The sequence below is a fragment of the Hymenobacter amundsenii genome (assembly GCF_002204745.1).
GTDB lineage: Bacteria > Bacteroidota > Bacteroidia > Cytophagales > Hymenobacteraceae > Hymenobacter > Hymenobacter amundsenii.
The window spans coordinates 17,896-33,554 of sequence record NZ_NIRR01000012.1 but is presented as its reverse complement, the minus strand read 5'-3'; the positions used below and the strand labels follow the sequence as shown (position 1 = coordinate 33,554).

General features: G+C 57.7%; 13 protein-coding genes. 7 read left to right on the top strand and 6 right to left on the bottom strand.

Annotated features, from left to right (window positions below):
• Positions 1-150 precede the first annotated feature (150 nt).
• Both aroB and CDA63_RS09210 read left to right on the top strand, forming a co-directional pair.
• The gene (gene aroB, locus CDA63_RS09215) at positions 151-1,197 is read left to right on the top strand and encodes a 3-dehydroquinate synthase (protein ID WP_088464165.1); all 1,047 of its coding nucleotides are present in this window, start codon (positions 151-153) and stop codon (positions 1,195-1,197) included.
• A 163-nt stretch (positions 1,198-1,360) separates the two neighbouring features.
• A complete protein-coding gene (locus tag CDA63_RS09210) occupies positions 1,361-2,572 on the top strand; it encodes a 3-phosphoshikimate 1-carboxyvinyltransferase (protein ID WP_317044044.1) in 1,212 nt (403 codons plus the stop codon).
• Between the two features lie 97 nt (positions 2,573-2,669).
• Here CDA63_RS09210 and CDA63_RS09205 read toward each other — a convergent pair whose 3' ends face one another.
• The 3 genes from CDA63_RS09205 to CDA63_RS09190 all read right to left on the bottom strand — a co-directional run bounded on the left by CDA63_RS09205 (position 2,670) and on the right by CDA63_RS09190 (position 6,627).
• Positions 2,670-3,479 carry an ABC transporter substrate-binding protein gene (locus CDA63_RS09205; protein WP_088464163.1) on the bottom strand — a complete coding sequence of 270 codons (810 nt, stop codon included), beginning with the start codon at positions 3,477-3,479 and terminating at the stop codon, positions 2,670-2,672.
• 148 nt (positions 3,480-3,627) lie between these two features.
• Positions 3,628-4,698, bottom strand: coding sequence for a M42 family metallopeptidase (locus CDA63_RS09200; protein ID WP_088464162.1), 1,071 nt, complete (start codon positions 4,696-4,698; stop codon positions 3,628-3,630).
• A gap of 360 nt (positions 4,699-5,058) precedes the next feature.
• The gene (locus CDA63_RS09190; RefSeq protein WP_088464160.1) at positions 5,059-6,627 is read right to left on the bottom strand and encodes an acyl-CoA carboxylase subunit beta; all 1,569 of its coding nucleotides are present in this window, start codon (positions 6,625-6,627) and stop codon (positions 5,059-5,061) included.
• Positions 6,628-6,837: 210 nt separating this feature from the next.
• Here CDA63_RS09190 and CDA63_RS09185 point away from each other — a divergent pair, with 210 nt between their 5' ends.
• A complete protein-coding gene (locus tag CDA63_RS09185) occupies positions 6,838-7,266 on the top strand; it encodes a hypothetical protein (RefSeq protein WP_126546794.1) in 429 nt (142 codons plus the stop codon).
• A gap of 146 nt (positions 7,267-7,412) precedes the next feature.
• Here CDA63_RS09185 and CDA63_RS09180 read toward each other — a convergent pair whose 3' ends face one another.
• A complete protein-coding gene (locus CDA63_RS09180; RefSeq protein ID WP_088464158.1) occupies positions 7,413-10,037 on the bottom strand; it encodes an ATP-dependent Clp protease ATP-binding subunit in 2,625 nt (874 codons plus the stop codon).
• A gap of 120 nt (positions 10,038-10,157) precedes the next feature.
• Entirely contained in the window at positions 10,158-10,814 is a 657-nt protein-coding gene (locus CDA63_RS09175; protein WP_088464157.1) for a WbqC family protein, read from the bottom strand.
• A 212-nt stretch (positions 10,815-11,026) separates the two neighbouring features.
• Between CDA63_RS09175 and CDA63_RS09170 the strand changes: the two genes are divergently transcribed.
• Together CDA63_RS09170 and CDA63_RS09165 are read left to right on the top strand one after the other, a co-directional pair.
• Complete coding sequence (locus CDA63_RS09170; RefSeq protein WP_088464156.1) at positions 11,027-11,902, top strand: hypothetical protein; 876 nt, start codon at positions 11,027-11,029, stop codon at positions 11,900-11,902.
• Complete coding sequence (locus tag CDA63_RS09165) at positions 11,902-12,813, top strand: lysophospholipid acyltransferase family protein (RefSeq protein ID WP_088464155.1); 912 nt, start codon at positions 11,902-11,904, stop codon at positions 12,811-12,813. The genes CDA63_RS09170 and CDA63_RS09165 overlap by 1 nt, the downstream gene beginning before the upstream one ends.
• A gap of 83 nt (positions 12,814-12,896) precedes the next feature.
• Here CDA63_RS09165 and CDA63_RS09160 read toward each other — a convergent pair whose 3' ends face one another.
• Positions 12,897-13,529 (bottom strand): L-threonylcarbamoyladenylate synthase, encoded by a 633-nt coding sequence (locus CDA63_RS09160; RefSeq protein WP_088464154.1) that lies wholly within the window; start codon positions 13,527-13,529, stop codon positions 12,897-12,899.
• Positions 13,530-13,970: 441 nt separating this feature from the next.
• On the opposite strand from CDA63_RS09160, the gene mltG reads away from it, so the two are divergent.
• Together mltG and CDA63_RS09150 are read left to right on the top strand one after the other, a co-directional pair.
• The gene (mltG, locus tag CDA63_RS09155) at positions 13,971-15,050 is read left to right on the top strand and encodes an endolytic transglycosylase MltG (protein WP_088464153.1); all 1,080 of its coding nucleotides are present in this window, start codon (positions 13,971-13,973) and stop codon (positions 15,048-15,050) included.
• 87 nt (positions 15,051-15,137) lie between these two features.
• Positions 15,138-15,623, top strand: coding sequence for an acyl-CoA thioesterase (locus CDA63_RS09150; RefSeq protein ID WP_088464152.1), 486 nt, complete (start codon positions 15,138-15,140; stop codon positions 15,621-15,623).
• Positions 15,624-15,659 lie beyond the last annotated feature (36 nt).

The following is a 15,659-nucleotide window of genomic DNA, read 5'->3' as shown; positions in this document are numbered from 1 at the left end:
AAACCGGACGGAGGGAAGTAAACATGATGCTATAGCGTGTAATTTGCAGTGGTAGGAGTAGTATCAAACTGATATAGTTGCATCAAAGCAAGTTATTTTTGTTTGATTAACAACACCGATTTTTCTTCAACAACTAAAAATCATATTTTCTTGGATAATCAAATATGGGTGGGCCCCAACGTGCTGCCCGAACTAGCCCGGTTGCTGGCATCCCCTGCGGTTGGGCAGGTGGTGGTGGTCGTGGATGCCAATACGGTTACCAAGTGCTTGCCTTTGCTTGAACCGTACTTGCCGGCGGGCTACCGGGTGGTAGAAATTCCGGATGGGGAGGAGTATAAAACCTTGGCCAGCTGTGAAACCTTATGGGCCGAACTGACCGAGCACCGGGCCGACCGACACGCGGTAGTCGTGAACCTAGGCGGCGGCGTGGTGACAGACCTGGGGGGCTTCGCGGCCGCCGTGTACAAGCGCGGCGTGCGGTTCGTGCAGGTGCCTACTACCTTGCTGGCCCAGGTTGATGCCAGCGTGGGCGGCAAAACCGGCGTCGATTTCATGGGCTTTAAGAATCAATTGGGCGTATTTCAGGAGGCAGCGGGCGTATTCATTGATCCGCGGTTCCTGCAAACCCTTGATCTGCGCCAGCTTAAATCGGGCTACGCCGAGGTGGTAAAGCACTGGCTGATTGCTGATGCCGATGCCTTCGTCCGCAACCGCTCTATAGGCATTATGGTAGATGACTGGACGCCCATTATCGAAGAGTCGGTGGCACTTAAGCAGCGCATTGTGGCCCAGGACCCGCTGGAAACTGGTCTGCGCAAACTGCTCAACTTCGGCCATACCGTGGGCCACGCCCTGGAAAGCTACCTGCTTCAGCAACCAGGCCGCGAGGTGTTGCACGGCGAAGCCGTGGCCGCGGGTATGGTGTGCGAAGCTTGGCTGAGCCACCACAAGGGACTGCTGAGCGCGCTGGAGCTGGACCGGATCGAGACTTTTTTATTCTCTGTTTTCGAAAAAATACAATTTGTATTTTTGGAAACGGAGGCCATTGCCGACTACGCCCGCCAAGACAAAAAGAATACCGGCGCGGTTATCAACTGCACGCTACTCGAAGGCATTGGCCACGGCGTGTACGACCAAGCCGTGACGCTCGATGAAATTGACCAAGCGTTGCGTTACTACCACCGGCTACCGGGCTAACGGGAGGCGGTTACTGTATTAGCTGCAGCCTATTATTTTTCAGGACATTTCGAGTTTATTTTCACCGGGAGCGGAGCGGTGCTTCGCTCTATATTGTGCTGCTGTTATCGACTCCTCTATTTCTCTGGCCTGGTCAGGTAGCCCATTGCGGGCGCTGGCGCAGGTGCCGGCTTCCAAAAGTGAGAGCAACCGCGCCCTCATCATGCAGGCGCTGGCTGGCGGCGGTACCCTCCGCAACCTGTCCGACGCCAACGACACCCAACTCATGCAGCGCTTGCTGCAAAACCCAGCCGCTCCGGTTTTCGACGCCGAGGATGCCGGCACGGTGATGCGCTTCCTGACGGCCTACCTGGCCATGACGGGCCGCCAAGCCGAACTCACCGGCACCGCCCGCATGCGGGAGCGGCCCATTGCAGTACTCGTAGACGCGCTGCGTGCGTTGGGCGCCCGCATCGAGTACCTGGGAGAAAGCGGTTACCCGCCCCTGCAATTGGGTGGCCTCACCCCCCAGCCGGCCCCGGATGAGGAGGCCGATTTCCGGGAGCTGACTGTGCGCGGCGACATCAGCAGCCAGTATATTTCGGCCCTGCTGATGATCGGGCCCACGCTTCCCCAGGGCCTGCGCATCTGGCTGACGGGTAAAGTCGGCTCGCGACCCTATATCCGCATGACGCAGGCGCTGATGCAACACTTTGGGGCCGTCTGTCGGGATTTGGGTGAAGTGCTGGAAGTACGCCCTCAGGCCTACCAGCCCACCGATTACACCGTGGAGGGCGACTGGTCGGCGGCCAGCTACTGGTACGCACTGGTGGCGTTGGCACCCGAGGGCTCCCACCTCACACTGCCCACCCTGCGCCGCTACTCCTGGCAGGGCGACCAAGCCATTGTGGGCATTATGGCCCAACTGGGCGTCCATACCGAGTTTTTGGCCGATGAAACCCTGCGCCTGACCAAAACAAAGCCTGTCACCCAGCTTACTCAAGACTTCACCGACTGCCCCGACCTAGCCCAAACGGTAGCTGTAGTGGCCGCTGCCCTCGGCGTGCCGGCCACTTTCACGGGCCTCGACAGCCTGCGCATCAAGGAAACCGACCGTATTGTGGCCCTGCAAACCGAACTAGCCAAGTTCGGCGGCGCCCTGACGGATAGGGGAGAGGGCCGATTTGAGGTCACGGCAGAGAACTTCCAGGTGGAAAACCAGACCGTGGCCACCTACCACGACCACCGTATGGCAATGGCCTTCGCCCCGCTGGCGATGCTCGGGCCACTTACCATCCAAGCGCCACAAGTAGTGCGCAAGTCCTACCCACAGTTCTGGCAGGAGTTGGGGAAAGTAGGATTCGCGATTGAGGGAGTTGAAGAGGAAGCTGTTTAGAAAGTATCCGGAATCAAGCATGACATTCTCTTGACTCTGTAAACAGCTTCAAGGTAGCCGTGCCACAGCTCAGCCATTACCTTCAGCGAAATCACCATCAATCAGCGCCAATCAGTGATTTAAAGTAGGCCGCCGACAAGCGCAACCGGCTGCCGTACCAGCTGAAAAGCTCCCCATCCACAATGCGGATGCGGGCCGTCGAGCATATCTCCTGGAACTCGGCTACATGTTTCGGGCCGAACGGGTAGGGCTCCGACGAAAGCAGAATCTGGTGAGGAGCGGCTTGGCGGAGCTGTTCGGGTGTTACTTCGGGGTAGCGGCCCAGATGGCTGAACACGTTGCGGAAGCCGGCCCGGGCCAGCATATCATCGATAAACGTACCTGTAGCGGCTACCATGTAAGGCTTGCGCCAGATGAAGTAGGCGGCTGGAACCAGCTCGGTGGCCGGCGCCATAAGGGCAGCGAAGGATGCGGCAATGTCGGCGGTCAGCGAGTCGCCTGCTTCTTTGCGGCCCGTGATCAGGCCCACGCGCCGAATCATATCCAGGGCCTCGGGTAAGTTGCTGATGTCGCTGAGCCAGACTGGGTAGCGGGCTGCGAGCTGCTCGATGCCCTCTTTATAGTTCTCCTCCTTATTGCCGAGGATAAGGTCGGGCCGGAGTGTATCAATCTTTTCGAAGTCGAAGTTCTTGGTGCCCCCAACTACGGTGGCCGATTGCCGGGCCTCAGCGGGGTGGATGCAGAATTTAGTTACGCCCACTACCCGTTCGCCCAGCCCCAAATCAAACAGCAACTCGGTTTGCGAGGGTACCAGCGACACAATACGTCGCGGCGGAAAAGGCACTGCCACCTGCCGGCCCAACTGGTCGGTAACGGTTAGCGGCGGAAAGACAGGCGGCAGTTCCATGAGGCTGAATGTCGAGCTGGAGGATAAAAGAGTCGGGCAGTAACAACGTGCCAACCGCAACGCAAAGGAGCCGCCCGCACCGGACGGCTCCCTATCTATCAGGCTGAAAGAATCAACCTAATCAGCGAAAAATCGGCGTAATCTGTGGTTAGCTGAAGTAACGGAAATCGTGTTTATCCTCGATGCGGAGCAGCGACTCGTAAATCAGGTTGATAACGTTTTGCACGTCGTCCTGATGTACGGTTTCCACGGTGGTGTGCATATACTTGAGGGGCAGCGAAATGAGCGCGGCGGCTACTCCGGCGTTGGAATAAGCAAAGGCGTCGGTATCGGTGCCGGTGGCGCGGGTAGCTGCCGCGCGCTGGAAGGGGATTTCGGCGCTTTGAGCTGCTTCAATGATGAGGTCGCGCAGGTTGTTCTGCACGGCCGGGCCATAGGTAATTACCGGGCCTTTGCCGCAAAACAGGTCGCCCGAGGTTTTCTTCTCGTACATCGGCGACTGGGTGTCGTGGGTCACATCGGTCACGATGGCCACGTCGGGCTTGATGCGGTGGGCAATCATTTCGGCACCCCGCAGGCCGATTTCCTCCTGCACCGAATTCACCACGTACAGGCCGAACGGTAGCTTTTTGCCTTCCTCGTGGAGGCGGCGGGCTACTTCGGCAATCATGAAGCCGCCGATGCGGTTGTCGAGCGCCCGACCCACGTAGAACTTGTCGTTGAGCACCATGAACTCGTCCTCGAATGTCACGACCGAGCCCACGTGAATGCCCATCTCCTCGACTTCTTCCTTGGTTGAAGCACCACAGTCGAGGAACACCGTTTCGATGGTTGGGGCCTTGTCCTGGTCTGTTTTGCGGGTGTGAATGGCGGGCCAGCCGAACACCGCTTTCACGATGCCCTTCTTGGTGTGGATGTTCACACGCTTGCTTGGGGCCACCAACGGGTCGGAGCCACCGTTTTTGCGCAGGTAAAGGAACCCCGACTCCGTAATGAAGTTGACGAAGTAGCTAATTTCGTCGGCGTGGGCTTCAATCACCACCTTGTATTCGGCCTCGGGGTTGATAACGCCCACCACCGTGCCGTAGGTATCCACGAAATATTCGTCGATGTAGGGCTTAAGGTATTCGAGCCACAAGAGCTGGCCCTCCTTCTCGAAGCCAGTGGGAGAGGGGTTGTTGAGGTATTTCTGGAGGAAGTCGAATGATTCGGGGCGCATGTGTAATGAGATTCAGAGTTACAGAGCTTTGAAAAATACTACTAACATTCTGAATGATATAGCTACGACGATAAGATTCACAACGACCAAGGCAGCCGTTAAATTGAACAACGAGATAGGTGCTCCCAGCATAGTTGCAATTCCAATGGCACGAACGTGAAATGGAACTGCTCTTAAAAAAGGATTCGCCTCTGCTGTTTTGTACTGAAAGATTGCTAGGATAAAGTCAGGAATAAGACTGAACAGGAATCGGCTAGTGAAAAGTGGCGCAACAAGCAAAAGCATTAACCCAATAGATAAAAAAATGAGAGGCGCAAAGTAAGGGCTTGCCGGGTTCATAAATCGATTCCGTAGACTATGCTACAGCGGAATGTTGCCGTGCTTCTTGCGGGGCAGGGTGTCCACTTTGTTTTCCAGCATCTTAAAGGCCCGAATCAGCTTCTGGCGGGTCTGGGAAGGTAGAATCACCTCGTCCACAAAGCCGCGGTGGGCGGCGCGGTAGGGGGTGGCGAATTTTTGCTGATATTCGTCGACCTTTTCCTGGAGCTTGGCGGCAGGATCTTCGGCGGCGGCAATTTCGCGCTTGAAGATGATTTCGGCCGCGCCCTTGGCGCCCATTACCGCAATTTCGGCTGTGGGCCAGGCGTAGTTCATGTCGGCCCCGATGTGCTTGGAGTTCATTACATCATACGCCCCACCGTAGGCTTTGCGGGTGATAACGGTGATACGCGGCACAGTGGCTTCGCAAAAGGCGTAGAGCAGCTTGGCGCCGTTGGTGATAATGCCGCGCCACTCCTGGTCGGTGCCGGGCAGAAAGCCGGGTACGTCTTCGAGCACCAGCAGCGGAATGTTGAACGAGTCGCAGAAGCGCACGAACCGGGCAGCCTTGGTGCTGGCATTGATGTCGAGCACGCCGGCCAGCACGGCCGGCTGGTTGCCCACAATGCCGATGCTGCGGCCGCCGAGCCGGGCAAAGCCGACCACTATGTTTTCGGCGAAATTCTGGTGTACTTCCAGAAACGAGTTAGCGTCAATCAGGCCCTCAATCACCTCCCGCATGTCGTAGGGCTGGTTGGGGTTTTCGGGGATGATGGTGTCGAGAACGGCGCGGTTTTCGTCCTGGCCAGCTTCGTAGGGCAGCATGGGAGCAGTTTCCTCGCAGTTCTGAGGCATGTAGCTCAGCAGCTGCTTGAGGTGGGTGATGCAGGCTACCTCGTTGGCGCAGCTGAAATGCGTCACGCCGCTTTTGGCCGAATGGGTGCTGGCGCCACCCAGCTCCTCGCTCGTCACAGTTTCGTGGGTCACGGTTTTCACCACATTGGGGCCGGTCACGAACATGTAGCTCGTGTCCTCTACCATCAGGATGAAGTCGGTGATGGCGGGCGAATACACCGCGCCGCCCGCGCAGGGACCCATAATGGCCGACAACTGGGGCACCACGCCCGAGGCCAGCGTATTCTTGTAGAAGATGTCGGCGTAACCGCCCAGGCTCACAACTCCCTCCTGAATCCGGGCGCCGCCCGAGTCGTTAAGGCCGATAACGGGCGCGCCATTCTTCATGGAGAGGTCCATGATCTTCACGATTTTCTCGGCGTGGGTTTCGCTTAGCGAACCGCCAAATACCGTGAAATCCTGGGAGAAGGCGTACACCAGCCGGCCCTGCACGGTGCCGTAGCCCGTCACCACACCGTCGCCGAGGTAGTACTCCTTATCAAGGCCGAAGTCCTTGGAGCGGTGCATCACGAATTTGCCGATTTCCTCGAACGAACCCTCGTCGAACAGCAGGTCAATCCGCTCGCGGGCGGTGAGCTTGCCCTTTTTGTGCTGGGCATCGATGCGGGCCTGGCCGCCGCCGAGCAGGGCTTCCTGGTTTTTGCGGTCAAGAACTTCGAGTGGGCTTAGTTGGGCGTCAACGTGCGGGTCGGACATGCGGGGTGGGGGTAGTCGAATGGTGTAATCAGGGTTAAGTAGCCAAAGATAAGGCCCAAGGCCAGAAAAGCCGCACCCAAGATTCGGGCGCAGCTGGTGGCTCCGAAGACGTTGCATTGGGCAGGGGCGAAGTCATCGGCCAATGTTGTGGGAGTTGCCGCAGGTCATTACCTTGAGGAAAAATGCACTCAGTTAAATCAGAAGGTAATAATGAAAACACCGCTTTTGCTGCTGGCAGCGTCGACCTTGCTCGTTTTCGCAGGCTGCGAGAAAACCACTTCGGCTCCCCAGAGTCAGGAGGTGTTGCTCACCAAAACCTGGAAACGGGGAATGCAGGATAAAAACACGTCTACCAATCCGGCCAATGTTATCTTTTACCCCGTGCAAAGCTGTGAGCAGGACGACACATTCCGGTTCAGGGCGGATGGTACTGTACTCATTGACCGGGGCGCAATCAAATGCAGTCAGGGCGAATCCCAGACCGTTACCCAGGCATACAGCATCAACCGAATAACGAATGAGCTGACGTTGGATGGTCAGAAATTCAAGCTGCTGGAGGAAACCGGTCAGCAAGTAAAATATGCTGCTCAACTATCTCCCGGTACAGGGTACAGCTATCAGATTTTCCTGTTGCAGTAAGATGCAGGAAGCAAATTGCTAGCGTTGGCACACTCCCCTAGTTACCGGAGGCACAACGATAGTAACGCTGAACAACCGGAAATATAAACGAAGAACGGCCGGCCCCCACAGTGGAGGCCGGCGTTCTTATTATTAATCGAATATACTTACTCGCCCTTCTTCTTCGAGTCGGTAGGCTCGTCGTCGGGAGCTTCTTCCGGGGCTTCTTCAGGCCGCTCGTCGCTGGCCATGGGTATTGCCACTCCATCGCCCTTGCTGACCGAGAAGACCAGTTCCTCCGCGCCTTCAGTGAAGTCGGCGGTGATAGTGTCGCCCTGGGCCACTTCGGCCTTCAGGATTTCCTCGGCAATCGGGTCTTCAATGTACTTCTGGATGGCCCGGTTGAGCGGACGCGCGCCGTACTTAGGGTCGTAGCCTTTCTCGGCCACGAAATCCTTAGCGGCTTCGGTCAGTTCCACCTTGTAACCCAGCGTCTGAATGCGGCTCAGCAATTTGCTCAGGCTGATGTCGATGATCTTGTGGATATCCGACTTGTCCAGCGAGTTGAATACTACCACGTCGTCCAAACGGTTAAGGAACTCGGGCGAGAAGGTCTTCTTCAGGGCGTTGGTAATGGTGCCCTTCGTCAGCTCGTCCATGTTCTCCTGGCGGGCCTTGGTACCGAAACCGATGCCAGCACCGAAGTCTTGCAGGTCACGCGCCCCAATGTTAGAGGTCATGATGATGATGGTGTTGCGGAAGTCCACCTTGCGGCCGAGGCCGTCGGTGAGAATGCCATCGTCCAGCACCTGAAGCAGAATGTTATACACGTCGGGGTGGGCCTTCTCGATTTCGTCGAGCAGAATCACGGAGTACGGCTTGCGGCGGATTTTCTCCGTCAGCTGGCCGCCCTCTTCGTAGCCCACGTAGCCGGGAGGTGCGCCTACCAGGCGCGAGATGCTGAATTTCTCCATGTACTCCGACATGTCAATCCGCACGAGCGAATCTTCCTTGTCGAAGAGGTAGGAAGCCAGCACCTTGGCCAGCTCCGTTTTACCTACACCAGTTGGGCCGAGGAACACAAAGGAACCAATCGGCTTCTTGGGGTCCTTAAGGCCTACCCGGGTCCGCTGGATGGCTTTCACGAGTTGCTGAATGGCCTTGTCTTGGCCAATCACTTTGCCCTTCAGCTCTTCGCCCATATTCAGGAGCTTGGAGCTTTCTTTCTGAGCCACGCGCGAAACGGGAATGCCGGTCATCATGGCAATCACCTCGGCCACGTTCTCCTCCTTCACGGTGTAGCGCTTCTTCTTGGTCTCCTCTTCCCAGTCCTTTTTGGCCGATTCGAGTTGATCAATAAGCTTCTTTTCCGTGTCGCGGAGCTTGGCAGCTTCCTCGTACTTCTGGCTTTTCACCACGCGGTTCTTCTCGCCCTTGATGTTCTCAATCTGCTCTTCAAGCTTGAGAATATCCTCGGGCACCACGATGTTGTTGATGTGCACACGAGCACCGGCCTCATCGAGAATGTCGATGGCCTTGTCGGGCAGGAACCGGTCACTCATGTAGCGGTCCGACAGCTTTACGCAGGCCTCAATGGCCTTGTCGGTGTACACGACGTGGTGGTGGTCCTGGTACTTGTCCTTGATGTTGTTCAGGATTTCAATCGTTTCCTCAGGCGTAGTGGGGTCCACCATCACCATCTGGAAACGACGGGCCAGAGCGCCGTCCTTCTCAATGTACTGGCGGTACTCGTCGAGCGTCGTAGCACCGATGCATTGAATTTCGCCGCGGGCCAAGGCCGGCTTGAACATGTTGGAGGCGTCGAGTGAGCCCGAAGCCCCGCCAGCACCCACAATCGTGTGCAGCTCGTCAATGAACAGAATTACGTCGGGCGACTTCTCCAGCTCGTTCATCACGGCCTTCATGCGCTCCTCGAACTGGCCGCGGTACTTGGTACCAGCCACCAGCGAAGCCAGGTCGAGCGTTACTACGCGCTTACCGAACAGCACCCGCGACACCTTCTTCTGAATGATGCGCAGGGCTAGGCCCTCGGCAATGGCTGTTTTACCAACGCCGGGCTCACCGATGAGAATGGGGTTGTTCTTCTTGCGGCGGCTCAGAATCTGAGCTACGCGCTCAATTTCCTTCTCGCGGCCCACGATGGGGTCGAGTTTGTCGTCCTCGGCCATTTTGGTGAGGTCGCGGCCGAAGTTGTCGAGCACTGGGGTGCGCGATTTATCGTTGCCCTTTTTAGGCGTGGCACCCGCGCTGCCGCGGCCGGCACCGCCACCTCCGAAGAGGCGGTCGTTGTCGTCGTCGTCAGCCTCGGGGCCGTTGGTTGGGTTGTTCGCCGTGTTACCGTGGTAATCGAGCGAATCGCGCACAGATTCGTAGTTCACGTTGAATTTGCTCAGAATTTGGGACGAAATGTTGTCTTCATCGCGCAAAATCGAGAGGAGCAGGTGCTCGGTGCCGATAATTTCGCTTTTGAAGATTTTGGCCTCCAGATACGTGATCTTGAGGACTTTTTCGGTCTGTTTGGTCAGGGGGATAGAGCCGGTGATGCTGGTACCCTGGGTGGCCGTGTTACGGGTGGCCTGTTCCAGCGCATATTTGAGCTCCTCGACGGAAACCCCCAGCTTTTTGAGCAGACCAACCGCCGTACCCTCGCCCTCGCGGATCATGCCCAGCAAGAGGTGTTCGGTACCGATATAGTCGTGCCCCAGCCGGATGGCCTCTTCCCGGCTCAGGGAGATGACCTCCTTGACTCTGTTTGAGAATTTAGCTTCCATGCAGATAAGGTAGAAAAGAAAAAGGAAACCCCGACCGCAAAAAGGGCTAACGGAACGGGTTTGGCCGATATAAACTGAAACAGCTTGAGTCGGGCGTTGGTTCGGGGCGGCTAGTATGCACTACGTGAGAAAACTGCCGGCGGCCGGACCCTGCATGAACAGCAGGTCTAAGATGCTGAGTCCGGATACAAAATCTTTACCAAACCGCTGCCCATAAGCCGGCACCGACGTCCTGTCAGGTCCGGGCTCATCGGTCGTTGCCTTGGGCGTCAGCCAGTCGCGCCGGTCGAGCGGTGCTGGAGTAGCTGGTTGTCCCGGTGCGCCGCTTCCAACTTCTTCGCCGGTGTGGTAGCCGCTGGTAAGGTGAATCGGCTGCCGCAGGCGCAGGCAGCGGCAGTAGAAGCGCAACAGCGCCAAGTTCAGCTCGAAGAGGAGCGCGGGCTTCTGCTGGTAGATATCGTGTAGGTAATCGGCGTAATACTCGAAATACGGCGTGCCGCCATAGGCGGTTTGCAATGTGCGCCAGTGCTGGTGGCGCCAGTTTTGGCGGTAGTCGATTTCGATAAGTGAGCTGAGGACCTTCTCGCTGCGGTTGCCATCAATTACGGGCACCGTGAGCGGTTTAATGCCCTGGGCCGTGAGAATGAGGCAGCGGTTGCGGTAAGTTTGCTTGCGGTAGTGGTCGTGGGTTTCGAGCCAGAGCGCGTCGGCGTGGGCCAGCTCGGCGAAGAAGGCAATGGGGGGGTGGTACTGGGTTTCAAATAGGAGGTCGGACACTACTTTTGGGCTGTTGACTACCAATTACTGGCTGTTAGCTTTCTGATGTGAGGTGGAACGTATACTACTATCGGGCTGTAACCTAAAACGAAGCGTAATAGCTATCAGCTTAAAAGCGGGCTCCCGGAAAAGTCGCAATTTTGCGGCCGGCTTGGGCAATGGCCCTTTCAAATAAACTGCCAACCGGTACTTTATACCGCCAAACTGACATAATGCACGGACGCTCCCGACTAATTCTCCTATTTCTGCTGCTACTGGCTGGCTTCTCGGCTTCAGCGCAGTTGCTGCTCGACGTAGCTCGCTTCCGCAACGAGGATGTGGCCATTGAGGGCGGCATTGTGGAGGTGTACGTCACGGCCTCCACCCAGCGCCTGACCTACCAACGGCGGGGACCCAAAATGTTTCAGGCTGGGGCAGTCGTAACGCTGGAAGCTATCCGGCCCGATGGCACGGCTGCCTACCAGGAAACCATTACGCTCCGTCCGCCAGTGTTGCGCGATACCACGGCGGCCATCAAAAACCCCATCAGCTTCCAGAAACGCCTGAACCTGCCCGACGGCCAGTATGTGCTCCGGGGCCAGTTGCGCGACCAGTACCGGGCCGCCTCTACGCTTATTGTCGAAAAGCCGCTGGTAGTGGCCAACCAAACCAAGCAGGTAGCGGCCAGTGATGTGGTGGTGCTGAGCCGGCCCGCCAGCCGCTCGGCCATTGAGGGCAACAACTTCATGCGCCAGGGCCTTAGCCTAACCCGCACCCCCGGCGGACTGTATGCCCGGGGCCAGGACAAGCTATTTTTCTATGCCGAACTGTACAATGCCACCGTGGGCCAGCCCCTGACGGTAACGTATCGGCTGACGCCCACAACCAGCAAATCCAACGCGGCTAGCGGCAAAGGCCTGGTCCAGGGTGCCGAAGGCCGCCCAACGGTACTCACTGGCGAGCTGGATGTAAGCAAAGTGCCAGCCGGCGACTACCAACTGACGGTGGAGGTGCGCGACGTAAAAAACCGCCTCCTGATTTCCCAAACGGCTGCCGTGCGCCGCGACCCTGCCAACTACGCGCCCGCCGGGGCCGTGATGCCCCGCTAATGAGCCAGCCTCGCTCCGCCACCTACTCGTGGTATTACCGCCCCTTGGGCTGGCTACTAACGGTCATTGCCAAGCTACCACTGACCTTGCTTTATGTGCTGGCTTTCCAGCTATTCGTGCTCATGGCTTACGTGGTACGCTACCGGCGGCGGGTGGTGCTGGAAAATCTGCGCAACTCCTTCCCTAATAAATCGGCGGCCGACATTCGGCGGATTGCGCTTGGCTTCTACTGGCATTTCGCGCAGGTGATTGTGGAGATTCTGAAGCTGCGCACGATTTCAGCCGCCGAGCTAAGGCGGCGGGTGACATTTACCAACCCCGAAGTGCTGGGTCGCTTCTTTCCGCTGAATAAACAGGTGCTCACCCTGGGTTCGCACGCTGGCAACTGGGAATGGATTCTGTCGGCGGCGGCGCTGGAGTATCCGGGCCGGGCCGGGGGCGTGTATAAACCCCTCACCAATCCGTTTTTCGAGGAGTTTATGCTGCGGCTGCGCAATCGGCTGGGGGCCCACCTAGTGCCCATGCTCAGCACGTTGCGCGACTTGCTGCGCCACCGCGGGCAGGGCCGCACCCTGAGTTTGCTTTCCGACCAGGCGGCCGGCCCCGAAGATTATCCTTACTGGACCGATTTCATGCACCAGGATACGCCCTTCTATACCGGCGCCGATAAGCTAGCCGCCCAGTTGCAGTGTGCAGCCGTGTACGTGGGCATTAAGCGGGTCCGGCGGGGGCACTACCACATTACGTTCACCGAACTCCACGACGGCCAGACCCGTCTTCCGCCCGAAGAGCATCAACTCACCGAATTATTTGCCCGCCAGTTAGAGCGCGACATCCAGGCTAGCCCCACCGACTACCTCTGGAGCCACCGCCGCTGGAAACATAAAAGAGACGTGAGTACAAAGAAGTGAGAGGTGAGACTTCCTGCCGTTACCCAATTCAGGACATCGGCACGAAATCTCACCTCTCACTTCTTTGTACTCACGTCTCAACGCTACAGATACTGCTCGATGTCGCCGGCACCCTGGCGAATCAACTCGAAGTCATCGTTAGTGCAGTCGATGATGGTGCTGGGGACGTTGTTGCCGAAACCGCCGTCGATGACTAGGTCGACCATAGCGCGGTATTTCTCGAAAATTAAGTCGGGATCTGTCACGTATTCGTCCAGCGTGTTTTCGTCTTCACGGACCGAGGTACTCATAATGGGGTTACCCAACTCCCGCACTAACTGCAGAATAATAGGGCTGTCGGGGATGCGAATGCCCACGGTTTTGCGCTGCTTGCCGCCTTGGCGGGGAGCTTTCGAGCTGGCTTCAAACAGAAACGTAAACGGCCCAGGCAAGGCCCGCTTCAGCACTTTATAGATGGGCGTAGTGATGCCGTGGGCATAGTCGCTGATATGCGACAAATCGTGACAGATAAAGCTAAGGTTGGCTTTCTCGGGGTTGAGGCCTTTAATGCGGCATACCCGCTCCACCGCTTTGGCATTGTGAATGTCGCACCCAATGCCATATACTGTATCGGTGGGGTAGATGATAACGCCGCCTTTACGGATGATTTCCACGGCCTGCTGAATGCGGTTGAGAGGTGGATTATCGGGGTGGATGCGGAGCAGGGTGGCAGACATAGGCAGAAATAGGGTTGAGTGAGCAAAACAGGCCCGGCACCAGCTGGGCCGGGAGGCGTCAAGGTACACGCACGGCGTACAAGGTGCTACTGTTTTCGGTAAAAACTCCGTTGGGGTTGCCAAACTCACTAATTACTGAGGGTGCACTGCCCTGAAAGGCTTAATGGCCATGGGGGATAGGGGAGGAGGCGTTGCTCCCGATGCTGGCCGCCACCCTGAAAGCCGGCCATAGCCGCCCGCAAGGTCGAGGAGCAGTGTCCGAATGGCGGAAGAAATGCCTGATGACCAACCCGTAACGCCCGCGCGTCCGTCAAAAGCCAAAGCGTAGGCCCGGCCGCGGAAACCACGTACTTTTGTCGGCCCCGAAGGGCCCAATTTAGTGGGGCAGGCTGCCTGCTCCTGGGGTACCCAGGTTTCCGTTGTGTTCATCCATCCTATCAAATGGCTACATCCCGCATCGAAGAGTACAAGGCCAAAGCTGACCGCAGCCGTAAGCGCTTCGCTTACATGACCAGCATTTTCGGGCTCGTGCTCATCACGTTCTCCTATTACTTCTACCAGGTTTTCTTCACGCCCAACATCGAAACCAAGGGCCGGGCCACCTACGTGACGGTGCGCCGGGGCGAGTCGGCCAAAGCCGTGCTCGACTCGATTGACGCCAGTGGCGTGGTTGTGGACAAGCTCAGCCTGCACTTCGTGGCCCGCCTGCTGAAGTACGAACAGCTGGTAAAGCCCGGCCGCTACGAGCTCAAGGATGGTTACACCAACCGCCAGCTCATCAACGACCTGCGCACCGGCAGCAACCGGTTGCCGCTACGCCTGACGTTCCAGAACATCCGGCTGCGCGAAGATCTGGCCCGCAAGCTGGCCGCTACCGTCGACGCCCGTCCCGGCCAGTTCGACAGCCTGCTGACGTCGCCCCAGTATACCAAAAGCCTTGGTTTCGACACGACCAGCATCCTGACGATGTTCATCCCGAACACCTACGAGCTGGCTTGGAACACGTCGGCCGAGAACCTCATGCAGCGCATGAAGAAGGAGTACGACAAATTCTGGACGCCCGCCCGCGATGCTAAGCGCAAGGAGTTGGGCCTGAGCCGGGCCGAAGTAAGCACGCTGGCCAGCATTGTGGAGGCCGAGCAGCAGCAGCACGCCGACGAGCGGCCCCGGGTGGCGGGCGTGTATCTAAACCGCCTCCAGCGTGGTATGAAGCTCCAAGCCGACCCCACGGTGGTGTATGCCAACCATGATTTTACCATCAAGCGGGTACTTAACGTACACTTGGCCAAGGACTCGCCCTACAACACCTATAAGTACGGCGGCCTGCCGCCTGGCCCCATCAACCTGCCTAGCATCGCCAGCATCGACGCTGTGCTTAACCCCGAAAGCCACCAGTACCTCTACTTCTGCGCCAAGGACGATTTCAGCGGCTACCACGCCTTCGCCCGCAACGAGCAAGAGCACCTTGTAAACGCCCGTCGCTACCAAGCTGCCCTGAGCCGGGCCGGAATCATGAAGTAGATTCTTGGTTTTTAGTGGGTGGTTTTTGGCTACCCGTGAATTTGAACAGAATCCTAAAACCAGAAACCACCCACCAAAAACCAGAATATGTACTCTTCCGACACCAAAATCCGCGTTCGGTACGCCGAAACCGACCAGATGGGCTACGTGTACCACGGCAATTACGCGGCTTATTTTGAGGTGAGCCGCACCGAGGCATTCCGGCAGTTAGGCATTAGCTACAAGGCCCTGGAGGCCGAGGGCGTAGGTATGCCGGTGGGCGAAATCCGGACCCGCTTCCGCCGCCCCGCCCGCTACGACGACCTGCTGACCGTGCGCCTGCTGTTGCGCCAACCCGCCGAAGGGAGCCGGATTCTGTTCGAGTACGAAATCTACAATGAGGACCAGGTGCTACTCACCGAGGGCCACACCCTGATGGTATTCGTGAGCATGAAAACCGGCCGCCCTGTGCCCATCCCGGCCGATATTGCTGCCCGGCTGGCCCCTTATTTTAGCGACGACGAAACCGCTGGCCCGCTCACCCCGCCCAACTCCCCCACCGATGCCCCGGCCCCGGCCGCGTTTCTGAGTTAAAAAAAGCCGGGTTTGGAGGTCAGGGCGGGTAATTAT

Coding starts and splice junctions, on each gene's coding strand:
- mltG (WP_088464153.1), top strand. CDS start 13,971: ATGGCTACATCCCGCATCGAAGAGTACAAGGCCAAAGCTGACCGCAGC.
- CDA63_RS09165 (WP_088464155.1), top strand. CDS start 11,902: ATGAGCCAGCCTCGCTCCGCCACCTACTCGTGGTATTACCGCCCCTTG.
- CDA63_RS09180 (WP_088464158.1), bottom strand. CDS start 10,037: ATGGAAGCTAAATTCTCAAACAGAGTCAAGGAGGTCATCTCCCTGAGC.
- CDA63_RS09150 (WP_088464152.1), top strand. CDS start 15,138: ATGTACTCTTCCGACACCAAAATCCGCGTTCGGTACGCCGAAACCGAC.
- CDA63_RS09190 (WP_088464160.1), bottom strand. CDS start 6,627: ATGTCCGACCCGCACGTTGACGCCCAACTAAGCCCACTCGAAGTTCTT.
- CDA63_RS09205 (WP_088464163.1), bottom strand. CDS start 3,479: ATGGAACTGCCGCCTGTCTTTCCGCCGCTAACCGTTACCGACCAGTTG.
- CDA63_RS09160 (WP_088464154.1), bottom strand. CDS start 13,529: ATGTCTGCCACCCTGCTCCGCATCCACCCCGATAATCCACCTCTCAAC.
- CDA63_RS09185 (WP_126546794.1), top strand. CDS start 6,838: ATGAAAACACCGCTTTTGCTGCTGGCAGCGTCGACCTTGCTCGTTTTC.
- CDA63_RS09170 (WP_088464156.1), top strand. CDS start 11,027: ATGCACGGACGCTCCCGACTAATTCTCCTATTTCTGCTGCTACTGGCT.
- CDA63_RS09200 (WP_088464162.1), bottom strand. CDS start 4,698: ATGCGCCCCGAATCATTCGACTTCCTCCAGAAATACCTCAACAACCCC.